We start from the raw sequence: 21,988 nt of genomic DNA, 5'->3' as shown, positions 1-21,988 counted from the left end.
ATTGTACGTATAATTGAGATATTTGCAACCTAATCAAGCTAACATAATTACCACTAAACTCTGAAAAATATACCGTACAGCGAGATAAAAAAAGACGCGATGAAATATCGCGTCAAAGTATCAACTACATTTTCAGATACTAAATACAGATAGTCATAACCACCTGTGCAGGATAGCACCCTCAGGTGCAGCGCTACTATACAAACTGGTGCCAACAATGCAACGTGGCGAAATTTATGCTTCAAACTTCACTTTGACAGGTATATTTCACTGTCTTACTAGGTAATTGATCTTGTTGGCAAGTAAACAGCACGTTTTAATATTCATTTCGCTCATTAATCAATATCGGCATAAAGAAAATATCAATAAATTTTGTTGTCTTAGTTCAAATAATTGAATGTAAGAAAAGACAAAACAAACATTATCTGAGGTTCTTACTGTAACGCCTGAAAGTAGCACTCGCGCATTCCCTTCATTGCCACTGTTTCACAGATGCGACGAGATACACTTTTATATATGTGCATTCATTGGAGGTTCACCACAAAATATAGTTTTTATCGCCATGCACTTTCACTATAAGAAAATACTTTTTCACTATAAAATTATTCATTTTGAAACATGACTAAATAAAAAATTAGAGTTTTAATCGGAAAACCAATCAAAACTCACTAATCTAGATAACCCTGCCCAAACACCAAGCCTAAATTTTCTCTAGATTTCCCCATTTAAAACCCTATGATTGACAAAAAATTAAAATAGCATCCTCATGTATCCAACGTCTATTCAACAAAAAAGCTATAAAGACTTCCTGTCTTTTTGGCATTTAACTCTTATTCCTTTGGCATTATGCGCCATCATCGAAGTGATACCATTTGGCAGTAATGATACCAACCATTTTGAATCCAAAGATGTGGCATTAGCGACTAAGCCACCTGCCAAGGAAGTGTTACCCCCTGCCCCTGCCATTGTAAAACCTGACATTTTTAGCGGCACTGTAGAGTATTCTTTCTATGGTTCTGCGCTAGCCTCTGGCGCCTCACCGGATACCATAGGCTATTTAACATCTTTGGCATCAGGTAAGTTTGATTTTATCCGTTCAGTTTCTCGTGCAGGTAAGTTTGCGTTTAAGATCGACGATCAAAATCAGTTAGAAGCTTTTTTGTATCAAGACAATCAGCATATGTTTTATGTTTACAGCGATGACAAAGGGGCTCTTTTTAGCTCTGATGGCGAGCACTTTTATAAAGACAAGCTTCTGCTTTCCCCCGTGTCACGTCGGTTTAGAGTAAGTTCGCCGTTTAACCCTGCTCGTCGACATCCCATCACTCATAAGGTTACATCTCATCTGGGTACGGATTATGCCGTTCCTGTTGGCACGCCCGTAGTCAGTATTTCGTCTGGACGCGTGGTGATCTCTCGTTACCATCCATTGGCAGGTCAATACGTTGTCATCCTTCACCCAGATGGTTTAAGAACTCGCTACCTTCATTTATCCAAACGTTTCGTTCAGCGAGGAGACAATGTAATTCAAGGACAAAAGATAGGAACTAGCGGTAATACAGGACGCACCACAGGCGCACATCTGCATTTTGAGCTTTGGAAAGACGGTCGGCCGATTGATTTTGAGAAAAAAAGGACCTTCGCAGAAAAAGTAGCCGTAGAACAGATATCCGCTCAAACAGCCGACGCAAAAATGGCCTTACAGCGACTGGCTCTTCAGATCGCGAAATAATCACCTCACCTCGTAAATTCATACTTTAGTGGCAAGACTGAACTTTTTGAACATTCTTGCCTCTTTAATATGTAGAAAACAAAAATAAACATTCACAAAACACCTAATTAAAAGCCTTTAAATCGAATAAAACTATATATTTAAGCATATGAATTGCATTTGTATCAAATTACTTGGAGCGGTACCAAGTATTCTGTCATCCAATTTTACTCTCCTCTCAAGATTATGTAGCGTCAACTTGAGCACTTAATTAGCTTTGAAAAATAAGCGTATTGGAGATTAACGGAATGAACAGAAAAACAGCTTTAGCGTTAAGTATTCTCTCTGCACTTTCATTAGGCAGTGGTCAAGCCGTCGCTGGTGATGGCCAACAGCTGGTCGATCAAGATGGCAATGTGTTGGTTGGATATTGGCATAACTGGTGTGAGGGTGATGGTTATAAAGGTGGTAACGCACCTTGCGTAGAACTCGCAGATGTAGACCCGCAATACAATGTGGTTAATGTATCTTTCATGAAGGTCTATGATACGGCCGCAGGTCATATTCCAACTTTTCATCTAGACCCCGACATAGGTTTGTCTGAGGAAGAATTCAAGGCTCAGATTGCCGAGCTCAATGCTCAAGGAAGAAGTGTTCAGCTTGCACTTGGCGGCGCCGACGCACATATTGAGCTTCACAGCGGAGACGAGCAGGCGCTTGCTACTGAAATTATTCGTCTGGTCGACACCTACGGATTTGATGGGCTGGACATTGACCTAGAGCAAGCTGCGATTAGCGCAGCGGATAACCAAACTGTCATTCCAGCAGCCCTTCGCCAGGTGAAAGATCACTACAGGGAGCAAGGGCAAAACTTTATGATTACCATGGCTCCTGAGTTCCCATATTTACAACTGGCAAGGGGAGATTACATCCCTTATTTGAACGGTTTGGATGGTTATTATGATTTTATTAACCCTCAATTCTATAACCAAGCTGGTGATGGTGTTTGGGTAGATGAAATAAACACTTGGGTTCCGCAAAATTATAAAGATCAAGACGTATTCATCTACTACATTGCCGATAGTATTATTAATGGTACTCGTGGCTATACCAAGATCCCACATGAAAAGCTGGTATTTGGCATTCCAGCCAATCCAGATGCGGCTGGAAGTGGCTTCGTTAGTAACCCTAATGATATATACAAGTCCTTAGACAGTTTAAGAGAGCAAGGGCAACCATTGCGCGGAATTATGACTTGGTCAATCAACTGGGATATGGGAACTAATAGCGGTGGCCAGCAATACGATGAGCAGTTTGTTAAAGACTATGGTCCTTACGTTCATGGTCAAACCCCTCCTCCAACCGATGGCAAACCTTCTATTAGTGGTATTGGTGATGATCGTACTCCATTTGGTAGTAGCTACGACAAAATGGCAGGCGTGAGCGCAACAGATGCAGAAGATGGTGATTTAACCGGAGATATTGTCGTCAGTGGCGAGGTGAATACTAACAGAGTTGGTGCGTACCCTCTCACCTATTCGGTGACTGATTCCGATAGCAACACCACGGAAGAAATCAGACAAGTTACGGTATACAACACTGCGCCAGTGATAAACGGTATAAACAATGAAACCATCTTGGTCAACTCAGACTTTGACCCAATGGAAGGCGTGAGTGCGACAGATGCAGAAGATGGCGACATCAGTAATTCTGCCATTCAGGTATCAGGGCAGGTTAACACTGAGATTGTTGGGCAATACACCCTCACTTATCAGGTCACCGATGCGGCGGGAGAAACGACAACCAATGATCGCATCATCACTGTCACTGATGAGGAAACAGGCAGTGGGACATGGGATCCAGAGGCGATTTATAATACTGGAGATCAAGTGTTATACAATGGCGTAAATTACACGGCCCAATGGTGGACACAAGGCGACGAGCCAGGAGCAAGCGCGGTATGGCAAGCTGAAGATGATGGGCAAATTCACGAATGGAGCTCAACACAGACCTACAATACCGATGATCTTGTGACGTATCACGGACAAACTTATCGTGCTAAATGGTGGTCACAAGGCAATGTGCCTACTGATGGCGATCCTTGGACACTAAACTAATTAGGGTTGGGCGATAAACCAGCCTAGTAACTTAAATAAAAGAAGCGAGACTTTACGGGGAATAAAGTCATCGCTTCTTTTGATCATTACTTTATCTAAGTTAGAAAACAGCTTCAGAGCCGAGGATTAAATTACTCTGGTAACTCAAACGAAATCTTATTGACGATAGTGACTTCACTTTGATGGTAACCGTATTGTTGCAGGTGAGGTTTAAGATCAATACTAAACTCCTGAACCCAAGGGATCATCAAACAGTCAATGGGCCTATCTTTAATAGCAACTTGAACGCTATTGTCTGAGCTAGTCTTCAGCTCGACTTCCATTGGAGCCAAACAAGCAAAGTTGGCTTGAGACGTCAGTATCCCATCACTACTAATACTAACACCACCATAGAGAAGTTCATTTGGGCTATATCTATCCTCTGCAAGTGCGCTATTAGACGCGAATAAAGTCAGAGCTAACGTTGATAAAATTAATTTTTTCATTTTATTTTACTACCTATAATTATGTTGATTAAAAAGCCATCAGGCATGTTCAAAATATTTTTTTAGGTAATGCATTACAACCGTAAATAATTAAGGAGTTGACATTTCCTCCAAAAATAAACATCAGTAAGAATGGATATGACATTAAATATTTTAATCATTTAAAATTTTATAAATTCTATATAATGAAAACCGTGATTTATTTTAATGTGTGCAGTTTATTGTGAAACAATATCTAATTTTTCAATAGAAAGTATAACCACAGAATAATAAATAATTTTAATAATTAGTTTTATAGTGTGTTTATAGTAATTTTTGACTTATCATGGAAGGACTTATCATGCTAAATGGTGGTCACAAGTTAGTGTGCCTGCTGATAGCGGTCCTTGGGCACTAAACTAATTAGGGTTGGACGCGAAACCAGTCTTGTAACTTAAATAAAAGAAGCGAGATTTTACGGGGAATAAAATCATCGCTTCTTTTGGTTAATTACTTCTCATTAAAATGGAAGATAATGGTTCAAAAATAGAAGACTACTCTTGTTCAAACGTAATTTTGTTTACGACGCTTAGCTCGCTTTGGTGATAACCATACTGTTGAAGTAGTGGTTTAAGGTCGATGCTAAAATCCTGAACCCAAGGGATCATTCGGCAGTCAATAAGCGTATCTTTAACCGCTAATTGAACACTGTTATCAGAGCTCATAGTAAACTCTACATCCGTTGGTGCAGCACAGGCAAAGCTAGCTTTAGAAGTCAATACACCATCGGCACTAATATTAACACCACCATAAAGAAGCTCATTTGGGCTATATCTATCTTCTGCTAATGCGCTATTTGACGCAAATAATGTTAAAGCTAACGTTGATAATATTAATTTTTTCATACTACTACCTATAATTATGTTGTTTAAAAAGCCATCAGGCACATTCAAAGTATTTAATTAGGTAATGCATTACAAGCGTAAATAATTAAGGAATTGACATTTCCTCCAAAAATAACTTCCACTAAAAACACAATTAACATTAAATAAATTAATCATTTTAAAACAATGACTTAGGTGATTTTTATTAATGAAAAATTGCATTCATTAAAATAAATTAAGTTTGTAATGAATCAACCTCTAAGTTTTAAATAAAAAGTATAAATAGTGAATAATAAATAGTTTTACTAATTAAATTTATAATGTACTAATGTTAGTTTTGACTACTAATATCGATAATTATTTTTTATATTTATTAATATCATTATTAAAAACAATGAAAATAGACTAGGCTTTGTTTATTGGAACAGTTATCCATGCGTTATAGCAAATTAGCTAAAAAAACTAAAGATAATAGGTAGCTTCCAACATAAAAATGATGATTAGAGGGACAGGATATGATGACAAACAAGTACTTTGCGTTAGTCACCCCCCCAAAGAAAGACAAAAGTATAGATACACCAATAGCCTCAAAACGCGAAGAAAAACGTCAAGCTCTAGTAAAAGAAGCGCAGCGAAGAGGAGGCTTTCAAACGTCATCTTGATAGTGAAGTTACAACACTTTCTGAGCTTTTAATCTTCGATATACCGTATTACGGCTTACTCCTAATTCACGAGCTACCTTGCTGATGTTGCCTTCATTAGCAACATACACATCCTCGATCGTTTTATTGAGGGTCGCTTTCAACTCCGTACTAATACGCTCCCTATCATTCGTTTTGCTAAAACGGCGTTTCCACTGCACCGGCAAATGAGTGACATCAACAACATGGTTTCCACCTGCCATAACGGTTACCACTCTAATAAAATTATCCAGCTCACGTAAGTTCCCCGGCCAAGAGTAACGGATTAGATGCTTAAATAAATCTGGCGAGATGGTTTGAGAATGATTACGATACTTTTTATGAATAGATTTTATTAACTCGGCTTTGTCTTTACGGTTTCTAAGCACAGGAAGCTCAACGGCCATACCATTGAGGCGATAATAGAGATCTTGGCGAAAACGCCCTTTGGCTACCAACCAGTCTAAGTCTTGATGCGTAGCGGCTATCACTTCAATATCCACTTTGTACGAACGTGCAGAGCCAAGTGGAGTGATGGTTTTATCCTGCAGTACTGAAAGTAAGCGGCATTGAGCCTGCATGGACATCTCGCCGATTTCATCAAGGAATAATATGCCCTTGTCAGCGAGCCTTATCCGGCCACAATACCCTCTTGGATGCGCACCTGTAAACGAACCTGGTGCATAACCAAATAATTCAGATTCGATTAAATCATTGGGTAATGCCGCACAATTGACCGCTACTAAAGGTTTATGACGGCGAGAACTATATTGATGAAGTGCTTTGACAAACTCTCCCTTACCAACTCCGGTCTCTCCCAACACCAGTAAATGAATACCAGAATCCATGACTTTTGACGCATGCTGCCAGGCTAGTTCAACCTCAGGATCGCCATAATGAAGGACAAGTGAAGCGTTTAGAATATCGAGTTTTTTAGCTGGTGGTGAGGCTAGCCAAGAGTCCATCTGTAATATTTTTTGTTCCATAACTGTTCCATAACTGAACATTGTGCCTGCGCCAAATTGGCACAGTTAACAATGAAATCATCCTTGTTTACACTCAGGTTTTTCTTTGTCTAGGTTCCTGAGAGCCCAGCTACTCTAGCTTCACACGAGATTGACAACAAGCTTGCAACATTTGGCCTGTGATTTGCGTTGTGTTGCATCGCAAATAATGAGTTAACACTCCATTTGAATAATAAATAAGGACATTTTTATGATTTATTCACAACCCAGTAGCGTCGATTCTGTTGTTAAATTCAAAACTCACTATGATAATTTCATCGGTGGTGAGTGGGTTAGCCCCCAATCTGGAGAGTACTTCGACAATATCTCCCCTGTTAATGGTCAAACATATTGTCAGGTCGCCCGTTCAAATGAGCTTGATGTTGAACTAGCACTAGACGCCGCTCATAAAGCTAAAGCTCCATGGGCAGCGACCAGTGTCAGTGAACGTGCCAATTTACTACTCAAGATTGCTGATCGAATAGAAAACAATTTAGAAATGCTTGCAGTGGCTGAAACATGGGAAAATGGTAAGCCCATCCGCGAGACCTTAGCTGCAGACCTACCACTGGTTGTTGATCATTTTCGTTATTTTGCGGGCTGCATCCGCGCTCAAGAAGGTAGCGCAGCTGAACTTGACGTTAATACCGCAAGCTACCACTTCCCTGAGCCAGTTGGCGTGGTAGGGCAAATCATTCCGTGGAATTTTCCAATGTTGATGGCCGCTTGGAAACTGGCGCCGGCTCTAGCCGCTGGTTGCTGCGTGGTTCTCAAACCTGCCGAACAGACCCCAACATCGATTCTAGTTTTAATGGAAGTGATAGGCGATCTTATTCCAGCAGGTGTAGTCAACATAGTAAACGGATACGGTAGAGAAGCAGGCCAAGCATTAGCAACCAGTCATCGTATCGCTAAACTCGCCTTTACTGGTTCAACTGATGTCGGACAACACATCCTAAAATGTGCGGCAGACAGCTTGATCCCTTCAACCGTAGAGCTTGGAGGTAAATCACCCAATATCTATTTCCCTGATATCTTCGACCATGAAGATGAATACTTGGAAAAGTGTATTGAGGGAACATTGCTGGCCTTCTTCAACCAAGGTGAAGTCTGTACTTGCCCTTCCCGAGTGTTAGTGCATGAATCCATATACGACCGTTTTGTTGAAAAGGTCGCTGAGCGGGCGAAGAACATAGTTCAGGGTAACCCTCTTGATACTAATACCCAAGTTGGCGCTCAAGCTTCCCAAGAACAATTCGACAAAATATTGAGCTATCTAGATATTGGTCGTCAGGAAGGCGCTGAGGTTGTGTTTGGCGGTGAAGTCGCTCAACAGTCAGGCGACATTGGTTCAGGCTACTACATCCAGCCGACTTTGCTTACAGGCCACAACAAAATGCGTGTCTTCCAAGAAGAGATTTTTGGTCCAGTCATTGCTATCACCAAATTTAAAGATGAAGAAGATGCCTTAGCGATTGCCAACGATACTGAATATGGACTCGGCGCAGGTGTGTGGACTCGTGATACCAACCTTGCTTATCGCATGGGCAGAAAAATCGAGGCTGGTCGCATCTGGATCAATTGCTATCACGCCTACCCTGCGCATGCCGCATTTGGCGGGTATAAAAAGTCAGGCATTGGCCGTGAAACTCACAAGATGATGCTTGATCATTATCAGAACACTAAGAATTTGCTAGTAAGTTATGATGTAAGTCCCATGGGCTTTTTCTAAACTCTTCTAAGCGCCTGCGGGCGCTTTTTTATTTATGTATTTCAAGCGCGATATCTCGCCAATCCTTCAGCTCTTCCCGATAATGAGCCGTTTGCTTGTCTGAAATTGAATTGATGATTTTCACCAAATATTGATGAGCAGTAGCCCTATTATGAGCTATTTTCTGCTGCAGCTCTTTGCTGTAGAAACTGGTTGGATTAAACATCAATTGCTCAAAATGAGGATCAAAATAACTATCGTCTAAGCGGTTACTTAGTAACTGGTTTATCTCGATACGCATTTTGGTCTGGTGGTCTATCCAATCATAAGAGGTGACATAAAGCTCAGAGGTCCAGTCTGCTATCCATTGTTTTTGCTCTGAAGTTAATGGCCCTAACCAGTCCTGTATGTTATCGGTGAGCCTTTCTTGATAGTTTTCTCTAATTTCCGATTCTGACAGCTTCTGATATTTGCGTTTGTAGCGAGTATGGCGGACTCTGATACTGTCCATGAGTTCTTCTACTTGTTGATCGGAAAGCTGTTTAGCCAATATGGAAATATCTGATGCAATGTGACGCAGTAGTCTCTGTGTATGTGCCTTAAGTTCAGTTTCTTGCCGCTGTATGTCAGCCAAGGTTACTTTTTTGGGGTCAAGTGCTATCAGCTGATTTAAATGTCGAATATAACGCGGAAGTTCTTGCTGCTTATGCCACTTGGTCACGCTGTCGAGTTTGTCACTGATCAACGCTTCTTGCTCCGTGGTTAACTCAACAAAATCATCAAGATATTCTATCAATAGCCAGTCGAGATTGTTGTAAACAAACTTTGTACCACAACCTGTTAGAAGTAAGCTCAGTACAACTAATCCCCACTTTTTCATCGCCCATCCCTCGCTCTAGGTCATAAGGTATTATAGCCGTCTCGTTGCCGCTATTAATGTCCTCTTTCAGATACGAGCAAATTAAGTGCCAGGCTCAAACTTATCAGCAACTTTTTGACAGATATAGCTTCCAATAGGGATTGAGGAGGTCGCCGCTGGACTGGGCGCATTGCACACATGTAAGCTGCGAATACTTTCAGCAAACAGAAAATCATGGACTAAGGTGCCATCTTCTAGCACAGCTTGAGCGCGAATCCCTGCTGGATACAGTTTTAAATCCTTAAGCGATAATGAGGGGCAATACTTTTGAACTTGTTTAAGGTAAGCGGGCTTCCACCAAGAGTTATAGAGTTCGACTAATCCTGTTTTATAGTGTTTACGTGACACTCGCCAGAAGCCCTTGTAACTGAGCATTTGCATCGTGTCACGCACACTAAAGTTCACTCTAGAATAGCCTTCTCGTTTCCAACCTTGAACCGCATTAGGACCGACAGTAACACTACCATCAATCATCTTGGTCAAGTGAACGCCTAAGAAGGGTAAGTCTGGATCAGGCACCGGATAGATAAGGTGATTGACAATCTGGTTATGCGCTGCATCCAGTTGATAATATTCGCCACGATAAGGGATGATCTGAAAATTGGTTTCTATGCCCAGCATGGCTGTCAATCTGTCCGCCATTAGTCCAGAGCAAGTAATCAAATAACGAGTATTCAATTGCATGCTCTGACCTTGGCGCATACAAGTCAGTTGAATCTCATGCTCAAACTCCTGCCCAGATAATACTTCGGTCGATAAGCTGATTTCCCCGCCTAGGTCAGTAAAGTCTTTAACCATGGCACGAGTCACCTTAGTGTAATCAACAATACTGGTTTGCTTAACATGAAGAGCACCAAGGCCTGTGATATTAGGTTCTGCGAGTTTCAGTTGGTACTGATCAAGCCACTCAACATCAATGCCATTGTGTTGGCAGCGCTCATAAAGCGCCTCCATTCTTTCAAGCTCTATCTGAGAGGTCGCGACAATCAACTTACCGCAATTTTCGACAGGGATATGGTGTCGATGACAAAACGCGATAGTGTCTGCTGCACCTTGCTTACAAAACTTTGCCTTTAGGCTATTTGGTGGATAATAAACTCCTGCATGTATGACACCGCTATTATGCCCCGTTTGATGCTGTGCAAAGTCTTGTTCTTTTTCTAGCAACAAAATACGTTTATTGGGGTATTTCTTTTTGAGTTGCCACGCTGTTGATGCACCGATAATACCGCCACCAACGATAATGTAATCATGCATGATGTCCGTTTCCCACTACCACTATCAGAGTATTTATTTTATGAGGAAACCGTATTCAATTCGTGTATCGGGAACACACTCAGTGCAAGGTTTTATGACAAGCTGATATTAAATGATGGAATTGTGACTTAAAGCATTACAAAAAATGACAAAAACAAAAAAGAGGAGCGAATGCTCCTCTTTCTCTTAATCCTAATCACTGTCTCTGATTAAAGAGCAGCTTTCGCTTTTTCAACAAGTACTGTGAAAGCAGATTTGTCGAATACCGCGATATCAGCAAGGATCTTACGGTCGATCTCGATAGATGCTTTCTTAAGACCGTTGATGAAACGGCTGTAAGATAGACCATTTTGACGAGATGCCGCATTGATACGTGCAATCCATAGTTGACGGAATTGACGCTTCTTGTTGCGACGGTCACGGTAAGCGTATTGACCAGCTTTAGTAACTGCTTGGAAAGCTACGCGGTAAACACGTGAACGTGCACCGTAGTAACCTTTAGCTTGTTTTAGAACTTTCTTATGACGTGCACGAGCTTGTACACCACGTTTTACGCGAGGCATTATGCTTCTCCTAAACTAAACGATAAATAAACTAAAAAGAATTAAGCGTATGGCATCATACGAACAACTGCAGCCACTTCACATTTAGGAAGGATTGCGTTTGGACGTAGTTGACGCTTGTTCTTAGTAGTACGCTTAGTCAGGATGTGACGTTTAGTAGCGTGCTTGTACTTAATACCACCAGCAGTTTTCTTGAAACGCTTAGCAGCACCTTTGTTGGTTTTCATCTTAGGCATGATGAATAACTCCGCATTGTAGTAGTTTAAACAACATGTAATCAGGGCGAATAAAACCCTGTCACTAAAATCTAATCAGAGAAAGTGACAGGGTTTATTACTTGTAAGCCACTAATTACTTCTTCTTAGGGGCAAGCACCATGATCATCTGACGGCCTTCAATCTTCTTAGGGAAAGATTCAACAACAGCCAATTCGACTGTATCTTCCTTAAGACGATTTAGAACATCAACACCGATGTCTTGGTGTGCCATTTCTCGGCCACGGAAGCGAATAGTTACTTTCACTTTGTTGCCTTCTTCAAGGAAACGCGTCAGGTTGCGTAGTTTTACCTGATAGTCTCCAATATCAGTTCCAGGACGGAATTTCACTTCCTTAATCTGGATCTGCTTTTGCTTCTTCTTCTGCTCTTTTGCAGCTTTGCTCTTCTCAAAGAGGAATTTACCATAGTCCATCACACGACAGACAGGTGGCTCAGCATTTGGACTGATTTCTACAAGGTCCATACCAGCTTCTTCAGCTGCAGCAACCGCTTCTTGGATCGATACGATACCAACTGATTCGCCGTCAGCGCCTGTGAGTCGAACCTCACGTACGCCTCGGATTTCACCGTTTAAACGATGAGCATTTTGTTTGGCCGGTTGTTGGCCGCGTCTTCCGCCTTTAATAGCTTATTCCTCCAGATTGAGCTTACGGCTTGAGATCTCTTCTTGGATGTAGGAAACAAAGTCATCCACTTTAAATTTACCGAGATCTTTACCTTTACGAGTACGTACTGCGATTTCTCCGGCTTCCATTTCTTGGTCACCACAAACCAGCATATACGGCACACGCTTCAAAGTATGTTCGCGGATTTTAAAGCCAATCTTCTCATTTCTCAAGTCTGCTTTAGCTCTAATTCCACATTTTTGTAGTTTTTGGGCCACTTCCTGAGCATAATTCGACTGTTTGTCAGTAATATTCATAATTACGGCTTGCTCTGGAGATAGCCAAGTTGGGAAGAATCCGAAGTATTCTTCAATCAAAATTCCGATGAATCTTTCCAATGAACCCAATATCGCACGGTGAATCATCACTGGCACTTGTCGCTCATTATTCTCATCGACATAAGTGGCACCTAAACGACTTGGAAGATTGAAATCAAGTTGAACCGTACCACATTGCCAAGCACGATCTAGGCAGTCATGCAAAGTAAATTCAATTTTTGGTCCATAGAATGCGCCTTCACCTTCTTGAACTTCATATGGAATGTCCATAGCTTCAAGCGATTTTTGCAGCGCTCTCTCAGATTCATCCCAAATTTCATCTGAACCTACTCGTTTTTCTGGTCGAGTCGATAACTTAACTAGGATATTGTCAAAGCCAAATGTTTGATAAGTATCGTATACCATCTTAATACAAGAAGTGACTTCCTCTTGAATCTGACTTTCAGTACAGAAGATGTGTGCATCGTCCTGAGTGAAGCCTCGTACACGCATGATGCCATGTAGAGCACCAGATGGTTCGTTACGATGACAAGAGCCAAACTCGGCCATCCTTAATGGCAGATCTCGGTATGACTTAAGGCCTTGGTTAAAGATTTGTACATGGCCTGGGCAGTTCATTGGCTTAAGCGCATAATCACGGTTCTCTGACGCAGTCGTGAACATGGCTTCAGCATATTTGTCCCAGTGGCCAGAGCGTTCCCAAAGCACGCGGTCCATAATAAGGGGACCTTTTACTTCTTGGTAGCCGTATTCCGTTAGTTTTTCACGAACAAACACTTCCAAGTCACGGAAAATAGACCAGCCATTATGATGCCAGAACACCATTCCAGGTGCTTCTTGCTGCATGTGGAACAAATCAAGCTGCTTACCAATTTTACGGTGATCACGTTTCGCCGCTTCTTCAAGGCGAGTTAAGTGCGCTTTCAACGCCTTTTTGTCGTGGAAGGCTGTACCATAGATACGCTGTAACATCTTGTTATCACTGTTACCGCGCCAGTATGCACCGGCAACATTCAATAGCGTAAAGTGTTGGCAAAAGCCCATATGGGGTACGTGAGGACCACGACACATATCGATGTATTCTTCGTGATGGTATAATCCAGGACGATCGTCACGCGCGACATTTTCATCCAAAATTTCCATCTTATAAGTTTCGCGGCGCGTTTCAAACGCATCGCGAGCTTCCTGCCAGCTGACTTTTTTCTTGATAACTTGATACTTAGTTTTGGCTAGCTCTTTCATTCGCTTTTCGATCTTTTCTAGATCTTCTTGCGTCAAAGAGTGTTCCAAATCGATGTCATAATAGAAACCGTTATCAATCGTTGGTCCAATCGCCATTTTCGCTTCGGGGTAAAGCTGCTTGATCGCGTGCCCCAAAAGGTGCGCACACGAGTGACGAACGATTTCAAGACCATCAACTTCGTCTTTTACCGTAATAATTTCAAGGCTTGCATCTTGCTCAATAAGATCACAAGCATCAACGCGATTGCCATCAACACGACCAGCAATGGTTGCTTTCGCAAGACCTGGACCAATAGATTGAGCAACATCGAGAGTAGAGACTGGATTGTCAAATTGACGCTGACTGCCGTCAGGAAGAGTAATAATAGGCATTTAACTGTCCTTACAGTGGTGTTGCACACCAAGCAACACTTGATTGATTTATTTTTCTTTATATAACAGTTAGTTAATTTAAGAAAAGTAAGATTAAAAAAACGTTGGAGCACTTTTTAGGAACAAATACCGATGAACCTCTCAATGATCCGAGCTCGAATTCTAATGGATTCCGACTCAAAAATACACTGATAAAAAACCTACATTTGAGTAAAATACAGCGATAAAGAGGGTTTACTCGGTGATAGCTGGCTTAGCACCAGATACTGATCTTCGATTTATATATTTTGACAGCCTTAAGTACAAGGGATCAAAACTTAATCGGCGCGACATCTTTGAGAACCTGCCGAGCTTAAGTAGCCGCCGTGATTCCATTTCTTTTGGTGAAGCACCTGCTGGCATATCATCAAACTTTCTCAAAGCCTGCACAAAGTCAGGTTCATTGGTTATGTCTTTATCAAACAAACCACGCCGCGCGCTAGCTTTGTTAAAAAGTAAGATGTTTTCTTCAGACATGCCCATTTTTTCCAAACACACTTTAGTTTCTATTTCGAGTATTTCTGAGCTTCTTTGCATGCTGGATACCGTCGTTGCTCCTGCTGCGATACCATAGAGTAAAATTAACTTTAAGACTTGGTAAAACTCATTATCTTTCACCGTATCGGATAGACACTCTTCAATTAAAATAATAATTTCGCCAGTCAAAGTTAAAATCAGAATCCCTTCTAAAGTTTCCATCACCGTTGTGGTTTTATCATGGCTGTTGTAGAAGTTCTTAAGTCGTTTAAATAGGTTAATCTTGTTATCCACCACTACGCCATATCGGTTCAGAACATATTGCATATCGACACTTTGGCGGTTAATACTTGGTAACCCTTCTCCTTTTTTAGCCAAAAGCTTAGTCAGAGCTGGCATCTCTGGACGAGTTCTCATAGATTGCGCCATCTCTTCAATAACATCATCAGAGTAATCCTCTATCGTTTGCCTCGCCTTAATTAACTCTCCACCTCTGAGTTGCATTGAAGCACGTTTGAGAAGCAAACGCTTGACTGCTTTCGCTGTTAGCTGAGCCCCTGCTCCCCCCAAGGCCTCACCACCAATTGAGATGAAAGTCTTAACAATAATCCCATCCATAATTTTTTGTTTTTGAACTGGATTATCTTCAACTCCCAATAACCCAATATCGAGTGCAGTGTCGGTAATAAATGTGGTCGCAATTCCTGCTATGATGCCCGCAGATAAACCAGGGAACATCACTGCCAGAACAGACGCAATAGTGTAGCCTGCAATTCTTAAAGGCGTACGCCACCACTCGATGGTATCTTTCCACCATTCCTCACGATAAGAAACCACCTCATCGTCCCACTCAGTGAGGTAATAAGATTTAATGTCATCAAAGACCTTATTTGCAAAAGCATTATCGTCATCTGGTCGGAAATGTCTTTCTTCAGACTCTTCGCTTGAACTTCTCCAAGTAAACCCTTTATGTAACCTAAGAAGAGAGACAAAATCATTCATTCCAGCTTTAAAGTTAACTGCTCCTATGTACTGATTTACCTTGGTATCGTCTGAAATATGATCTTTGAAAAACCTGGTATAAGGTTGATGCAAATTTCTCAATCGAAATATTTCATTGAGTTTTGTTACTTCCATTTCCGTCGGGGTTTCAAAACCAAATGCGGTTCTCATGCAGTACTGAGCTACACGTCTAAGTGCCTCATCCAGATCTGGCATGGTAATATTGCTTCGACGTAATGATAACCGCTGCGCATAACCTGCTATGTCTCCCATTTCCCCCGTCCAACTGGGATCGGTAATGGGGATATTTCTTATTTCTTCGCGATTTTTCGAATAAAAGCCAAGAGAAAATGACAGCCTAAAATCAGGGGAGCTATAGAGTTTAAGTTTGTCGATAAAGTTTCTGGGAATCGGAATCACCATGGACAGTCTCAAATTTACCAATAAACCCTCTGTCTCTTCCGACTCCTGCTGTTCCACAGGAATAAAAATTAAGTCAGGGTTTGATACCGCCTCTGTTCCGATATAATCAGCGGTTCCAAAGCTCGCTTTCCTTTCACCGCGGGAGAAGTCATCTAGCCACTCTCGGATTTTGGTCTTTTGTCCATCTTCCACATCATTGCCACCCGTGGATATATTCATCAGTGGTAATAACTTCAGATGATCATTAGTTTTATTGACAATAAAAGCCTGATTATTAGTCAGTGTTTCATCTACTTTCTCTTCGTACTTATCATCAAGACCTAAGCTCAAAATACGCTCAATCGTAGACTGTTGCTCGTGCCTATATGGGAAGAACACACCATTATAATGACGACGTGCCAGATCACCGGCCAAAAGACGTTTCTTTTTCGGTAAGATGATGCCTGTTGTCGCCTGCTCGGAATACACCCTAACGGCTCGCTGCCTGTCGGGGAAAACAAATAAGCTTTGCAAGAGAGCGTCAACTTCCGGCGAGTCTCCTTTTTGGACAGTGATTGTATCGGCAGAAAATTGATATAGTCGGTCACCTTGCCTGGTATAAACAATGACTCTATCGTCCATCCCACGGTAGCAGTATGCCCGGATGACTCTGGTTGTATCGTCCGTATTGACCGACTTTCCAACCATGTACATAAATACTTCATCAAAATCGCGATCAGCCGTTGAAGCGTTTGGGTAAAGAGTAGCTAGCATAGATCGAAAGCGGCCAATGTCATTTGCCCAAGTAGAGCTTCGAGTGAGCGACGGCATCATATCTGCTGTTCTATGAAAATATGGTGTGATTTCTTCGTAACCTTCAAAGCTCATGTCAGGTTGCACTGGGGGCTCTAGCTTCGATAGGGCAGTAGTAATGAAATGGGACCGACTCAATCCTTTGTCTAGTAGCCTTGGACTCGAATTTTCAACAATCCTCGTGACTGGTACTGTGGGATAATCTATTTGTGAATACAATTTTTCAAACGGACCTTGCTCAAATCCTCCTGCTTGGACAAGAATAGAGTAGGCAGTTTTTAGATCATAACAAGGCTCTACCTGATTGTTGTTCATTGACACTATGTCATGAGTCCATATGTCACCAGTATTCAGTCGATCCATGGTATCCAGTACTTGATCGAAGACTTCACCAACACCTATGATTCTTTTTTTTGCCCTAGAGCTTTGTTGCAACAGCGCTTCATCCAGCTCTGTAAAGAACTTAACCATCACCTCCTCTTCCCCTGAATCAATACTGGGCACGGAAATCGAGGGTAAAAGCGATGAATGGGCAATAACGTAGTCAACAAATGCGGCCCATTTACTATGTTGTATTTTGGCCTTTTCACTAACCAAACGCTCGGTTCCCCACGATAATTTACCATCGATAGCAGCGACAACTTGCTCTTCAAAGGAGGCTATATCCTGCTCTTGGCTTATTTTATACAGTTGCCTGAACCTACCTCTAATCACAAGCTGTTCTGCATTAGCCAGCTTGAAGTCTTCACTTTCCGCCACCATTAGCGCTTTTCTCTGCTCCAATTCAGCGAGCGCTCTTTGGTACAGATCCGATGAATGCGACGTAAGACTGAGTAGTCGATTCTTGATTACTAATATCTTTTTTTCTGTTATATCAATTTGAGTATCAAGTACGCTTTCAATCGCTTCAAATAAGATCTTTCTTTTAAACTTATCATCGACTTCAATTTCGGGTGTATTGATCGATAAATACAAAAGTTCTTCTTTAAGTTGATTGCCTGAGAGAATGGAAGTTAATGGAGTATTAATAACTTCATGATTGATTTTTTCTTCTTGAAGTAAAATAAGTTCACTTGTTAATATATTCCGAGCTTTTATCGCTTCTTGTCGTTTTCTCCACTCATTATTCTCCGCTTCTGTATGCCCTAGACTCTCATAGCGTTCAAAGTCATCATCTTTGTCTGCGATTCTTAGATTTAGTTGATGAATTAATCCCTGTTTCTCTGAGATCCTTTCATCTAACAATTGGGCTTGCAGTGGAGAACTTACAGGTATTGCTGAATGCTCACTGTTTTTATGAAAATACTGAACATTGCTTGATTGCGTTTTTTGTTCAGCTTCATCAATAAGACCATCCCAAGATGAAACTAGCGGTGTTGACATGCTTATTTCACTGGGCTCTAGCGGCAACGAGACACTTTGAGGTTCTGTAAAAGGATCTGGATTCTGTAAGGGAGTGGGGATTATTTCCTTCGCCATAAATTTGAAATTATTATAATTTACATTTAGTAGTATTCTACCGTAAAGGAAAAGGATTACATTGTAATTTTATATGAAATTATTTCTATATTTTAAAAATAGACACGACTATCTAGTGTGAAAATTATTTAGACTTCCTATAAGCACTAAGAGTAAAAATAACGCATACTAGCAATAAGCTTATATGCGTCATTTTAGCTAAAACTTCATTAATCTAAATTTCGTAGCTTAGGCCAACAAACATTTTATAATCATCTTTTTCAGGTACTTTACCATCTGAATCAGCCGCCGGATCAGAGACATGCTCCCATATTCCGTCAATGCTAAGATCGAGATCGCCCACAAGATCAATATCAAACCCTATCTCATTGATATGCTGAACACCTCCTGATTCTGCACTTTCCCAAGTCATACTGTAGTCATAGTTAAAGTCGATATTTTTGGTTAGTTCATACTCGAAACTTGAATCAAGTTTGAATGCACCACTGTTTGCGGTTGATGAACTGCCTTCTTCTACAGTAATGAATTTCGTATGAGTGTATGCAGGACCAATAGTCACATCCCATTCTGTCGTTTCATTGGCGATAAAGAAGTAACCCACACCCATTGACGCTGTCACTTTGTAATCTAAGTTTTTGAATTCATCGCTTTCAGCCTCAAGATCTAATGGCCTAAAGAAAAGTTTGTTATCAATATAAATATCATAAGAACCTTTAACTTTAGAATTGTTGGCGGTTTTTTCATCATTGGATTCTTTGTTTTCATGGCTGGCGTTCAGTTTGGTTCTTGACTCTACTGTATTACGTTCTGCATCAATACCTCCCTTTAAGGTAAGCTCATCAGTGTTACCACTGCTCATATCCATGCTAAACGTAAATTCTGCATCCCACTGTTCAGAGTCTTTCTCTTTCCCACGGTATATGGATACAACCTCAGTGACTGGAAAAGATATCTCCTTATCCACATTGGTTAGGTAGAGCTGATCATTACGAATAGAAAGATAGCCATCATATATAGAACCATCAGATACGCGAATAGTGAAATACCCCGCAGTCTGAAGCTCTTGGATATCTCCTAGCTCGATTTCTTGATCGCCAAGGTCATCACTGTCGAACTCAATTTCCTGCTTGTAGGAATTAGAATCTTTTTTAATCGTGCCGTTGAGTTCTCCTTTGATCACTTCTCCTGATTTGAGTTTTACCCAATCATCATTTTTCTCAAAGTAAACGGTTTGGCTGTTAGGCTCTTCTATTACTTGATTTTCAGTTTGCTCCTTCGCAAAAGCACTGGACTGCATAGAACTGATAGCAATAAATAATGCCGTGGCTTGTAATTTCATATCAACTCAATCTGTATAGTTTTTCACCATCAAACCCGCTTAAGATAAAGATGTCGTCATTTCCCATTGTCATAAGTAAGAAAAACCAATGTCAATCTTACCCAACGACTTTTGTGAAACTTGCTAACAGAGCAAAGTAAAAACCTAACGACTCACTACTCATATCAAACAATTAGACCGATGAAATAATACGAACGAAATATTTTCCATCTCACAAAATTTGCTCCTATGATGAGAGAATAATCTATAAATTGTTTTATCTTTAAGGTTTGGCGAAAAATTTTAAGAGTTCTAGACCACTAAGGCACAAAAACTTTTTTGTTGTTAATGTCTTAAGCCGCGGTGCTCAAGTAAATGCAGCCACATTTTAGAAGGGATTAATCATGCCGATTTATCCAGCAGCGCTTTTGTTGATCAGTTCGTTTCTTTTGATGGGCAGTCACGGACTGAGCGGACTCTTATTGCCAGTGTCGCTCGCCGAAACTAACAGTAGTGTCGAAACTATCGGCTTTATCCTTTCCATGTATTCCGTCGGCTTTTTATTGGGTGCCATTCTGGGTAAGCGAATTTTACGTCGAATTGGATTAGTACGAACCTTTGCCATGTGCGGGAGCTTGGGAGCCACCGCTATCCTGACCATGGGACTCAATACAGATATGTGGATTTGGGTATTAATGCGCACTGTCATGGGCTTTTGCATTGCGTGTGCCACGGCAACCTTAGATGTGTGGTTTAACAGCGTATCAACCCAGTCTACAAGAGGAAAGCTCCTAGCCATCAATCAGATCATTATACTGGGCGCCATTACAATTGGTCAGTTCGGCCTTGTCATAGCACCGCCGAGTGAAATCACCCTGTTTCTGATCTGCGGCGTGCTATTTAGTATCTCCATCACACCTATCATCTTTATCGCACACTCTGAGCCAAGCATTGAATCGACACCGACCATACCACTTAAGACTATCTTCACGATTTCTCCACTAGGTTTCGTCACATGCTTTGTTTGCGGTGTTTTGTATTCCACATTGGTAAACCTGCTACCTATCTATGCCGGCGGTATGGGATTTCGTGGACTCGAACTGTCCCTATTTATGGGAGCGGCAGCCGCAGGAGGCATTTTTCTCCAAATACCAATAGGATACCTGTCTGATCGTTTCGAGCGCCGTAAGGTTATTTTGGGCAGCAGCTTTGTGCTTGCCATTGTCTGCTTCGCATTACCCGTTTCAATCCACTGGCAGTCGCCGTTTGCCCCCTTTGTCTTGGCAGCGGTAACCATGGGGTTAATTGCTTGTCTCTACCCCCTTAGTATCGCAGAAGCCTTTGACCATACATCAAGCATGCAGCTTGTCCCCGTCGTGTCAGGGTTACTATGTATTTATGCTATTGGCGCAATCATTGGACCCTATACAGCTTCAGTATTAATGGGCAGCCTTGACCAAAACGCTCTTTTTACTTTTGTGATCATGGTGGATCTTGGTTTGATGATTTACACCATTTATCGCATGTCTGAACGTGAGGCGCTGCCAGTAGAAGCGCAAGAAACCTTTGTTATGCACACTCCCAACTCGATACATGGAGAACTCGACCCTCGATCCGAAGAGCAAAATGAGCAAAATGAGCAAAATGAGCAAAATGAGCAAAATGAGCAAAATGATTTTGCAGTAACCTTGTCTCAAGTCGAACAACTTGCCAAATCAAGCCCGATAAATTCAATCACTTTTATTAGAAATGTAATTAACAAACAATCACCATGGGCAATCACTTTAATTGAGCGGGTTGCTGAAATAGACAATATTGATACTACCTTCTTATTCCGTTCACTCGCACAAACGCATCCGGAGTTATCAATAGATATCGTCAAACGACTTTCCACATCGGATAACCACCAAATTGAGGAACTGGTCACTTGGCTTGCTGAGCAACAGCCTGAAAATATTGCCGCCATTTTGACAGCGATGACAGAGTCGATACATCCACAACACCCTGCCAATCTTGAGCCTGTGACTCACCAAGAAATTGATACATTCACTGATGATCAGACTATCCTTCATCATAACACTCTCTTTGAAAAACAAAGCCTTCATCAATCCATCGAACAACTAGAGCTCTTTTTACCCGACGCTTCCCAGCACAATGCAAACTTCAGCGAAATTACTGAAACGCCCGGATTGCAACAGAACGACCTAAGTTCTGGTCCTCGTTAACCACAACTAACTTACAACCAGTTCTCAAAATAGTGAGACACCAAACAAAGCGAACATAAGTGTTGATTTAAAGCTGGGAACAGGCTGT

16 protein-coding genes are annotated in these 21,988 nt (G+C 41.4%); 5 read left to right on the top strand and 11 right to left on the bottom strand.

The window, feature by feature from the left end; all coding sequences use genetic code 11:
• Nucleotides 1-766 precede the first annotated feature (766 nt).
• Nucleotides 767-1,732, top strand: a complete 966-nt coding sequence (locus MHN79_RS10300; RefSeq protein WP_239172824.1) for a peptidoglycan DD-metalloendopeptidase family protein — start codon at nt 767-769, stop codon at nt 1,730-1,732.
• A 287-nt stretch (nt 1,733-2,019) separates the two neighbouring features.
• Complete coding sequence (locus MHN79_RS10295; protein ID WP_239172823.1) at nt 2,020-3,828, top strand: immunoglobulin-like domain-containing protein; 1,809 nt, start codon at nt 2,020-2,022, stop codon at nt 3,826-3,828.
• A gap of 131 nt (nt 3,829-3,959) precedes the next feature.
• On the opposite strand, the gene MHN79_RS10290 is transcribed toward MHN79_RS10295, so the two are convergent.
• Both MHN79_RS10290 and MHN79_RS10285 read right to left on the bottom strand, forming a co-directional pair.
• On the bottom strand, nt 3,960-4,313 hold the full coding sequence (locus MHN79_RS10290; RefSeq protein ID WP_239172822.1) for a hypothetical protein: 354 nt from the start codon (nt 4,311-4,313) through the stop codon (nt 3,960-3,962).
• 533 nt (nt 4,314-4,846) lie between these two features.
• On the bottom strand, nt 4,847-5,197 hold the full coding sequence (locus MHN79_RS10285; protein ID WP_239172821.1) for a hypothetical protein: 351 nt from the start codon (nt 5,195-5,197) through the stop codon (nt 4,847-4,849).
• 494 nt (nt 5,198-5,691) lie between these two features.
• Here MHN79_RS10285 and MHN79_RS10280 point away from each other — a divergent pair, with 494 nt between their 5' ends.
• Nucleotides 5,692-5,838 (top strand): hypothetical protein, encoded by a 147-nt coding sequence (locus MHN79_RS10280; RefSeq protein WP_239172820.1) that lies wholly within the window; start codon nt 5,692-5,694, stop codon nt 5,836-5,838.
• Between the two features lie 8 nt (nt 5,839-5,846).
• Here MHN79_RS10280 and MHN79_RS10275 read toward each other — a convergent pair whose 3' ends face one another.
• A complete protein-coding gene (locus tag MHN79_RS10275) occupies nt 5,847-6,842 on the bottom strand; it encodes a sigma 54-interacting transcriptional regulator (RefSeq protein ID WP_239172819.1) in 996 nt (331 codons plus the stop codon).
• A 229-nt stretch (nt 6,843-7,071) separates the two neighbouring features.
• On the opposite strand from MHN79_RS10275, the gene MHN79_RS10270 reads away from it, so the two are divergent.
• Complete coding sequence (locus tag MHN79_RS10270) at nt 7,072-8,592, top strand: aldehyde dehydrogenase family protein (protein WP_239172818.1); 1,521 nt, start codon at nt 7,072-7,074, stop codon at nt 8,590-8,592.
• A 28-nt stretch (nt 8,593-8,620) separates the two neighbouring features.
• Here MHN79_RS10270 and MHN79_RS10265 read toward each other — a convergent pair whose 3' ends face one another.
• The 8 genes from MHN79_RS10265 to MHN79_RS10230 all read right to left on the bottom strand — a co-directional run bounded on the left by MHN79_RS10265 (nt 8,621) and on the right by MHN79_RS10230 (nt 19,696).
• Nucleotides 8,621-9,451: a DUF6279 family lipoprotein gene (locus MHN79_RS10265; protein WP_239172817.1), complete on the bottom strand. Its 831-nt coding sequence runs from the start codon at nt 9,449-9,451 to the stop codon at nt 8,621-8,623.
• A gap of 81 nt (nt 9,452-9,532) precedes the next feature.
• Nucleotides 9,533-10,747 (bottom strand): L-2-hydroxyglutarate oxidase, encoded by a 1,215-nt coding sequence (gene lhgO, locus MHN79_RS10260; protein ID WP_239172816.1) that lies wholly within the window; start codon nt 10,745-10,747, stop codon nt 9,533-9,535.
• A gap of 209 nt (nt 10,748-10,956) precedes the next feature.
• Nucleotides 10,957-11,310 (bottom strand): 50S ribosomal protein L20, encoded by a 354-nt coding sequence (rplT, locus tag MHN79_RS10255; RefSeq protein WP_114783752.1) that lies wholly within the window; start codon nt 11,308-11,310, stop codon nt 10,957-10,959.
• 41 nt (nt 11,311-11,351) lie between these two features.
• Nucleotides 11,352-11,546, bottom strand: coding sequence for a 50S ribosomal protein L35 (gene rpmI, locus MHN79_RS10250; RefSeq protein WP_004401085.1), 195 nt, complete (start codon nt 11,544-11,546; stop codon nt 11,352-11,354).
• Nucleotides 11,547-11,661: 115 nt separating this feature from the next.
• Nucleotides 11,662-12,213, bottom strand: a complete 552-nt coding sequence (gene infC / locus MHN79_RS10245; RefSeq protein WP_114783754.1) for a translation initiation factor IF-3 — start codon at nt 12,211-12,213, stop codon at nt 11,662-11,664.
• A gap of 3 nt (nt 12,214-12,216) precedes the next feature.
• The gene (gene thrS / locus MHN79_RS10240) at nt 12,217-14,145 is read right to left on the bottom strand and encodes a threonine--tRNA ligase (RefSeq protein ID WP_239172815.1); all 1,929 of its coding nucleotides are present in this window, start codon (nt 14,143-14,145) and stop codon (nt 12,217-12,219) included.
• A gap of 234 nt (nt 14,146-14,379) precedes the next feature.
• Nucleotides 14,380-18,261 (bottom strand): hypothetical protein, encoded by a 3,882-nt coding sequence (locus tag MHN79_RS10235; RefSeq protein WP_239172814.1) that lies wholly within the window; start codon nt 18,259-18,261, stop codon nt 14,380-14,382.
• Between the two features lie 310 nt (nt 18,262-18,571).
• Nucleotides 18,572-19,696, bottom strand: a complete 1,125-nt coding sequence (locus tag MHN79_RS10230; protein WP_239172813.1) for a DUF481 domain-containing protein — start codon at nt 19,694-19,696, stop codon at nt 18,572-18,574.
• Nucleotides 19,697-20,079: 383 nt separating this feature from the next.
• Between MHN79_RS10230 and MHN79_RS10225 the strand changes: the two genes are divergently transcribed.
• Entirely contained in the window at nt 20,080-21,900 is a 1,821-nt protein-coding gene (locus MHN79_RS10225) for an MFS transporter (RefSeq protein ID WP_239172812.1), read from the top strand.
• Nucleotides 21,901-21,988 lie beyond the last annotated feature (88 nt).

This window comes from Vibrio sp. Of14-4, from assembly GCF_022347625.1.
In the GTDB taxonomy this organism is placed as follows: domain Bacteria; phylum Pseudomonadota; class Gammaproteobacteria; order Enterobacterales; family Vibrionaceae; genus Vibrio; species Vibrio pristinus.
Note: the sequence above shows the minus strand (reverse complement) of the source record. Positions and strands in the feature narration are given on the sequence as shown.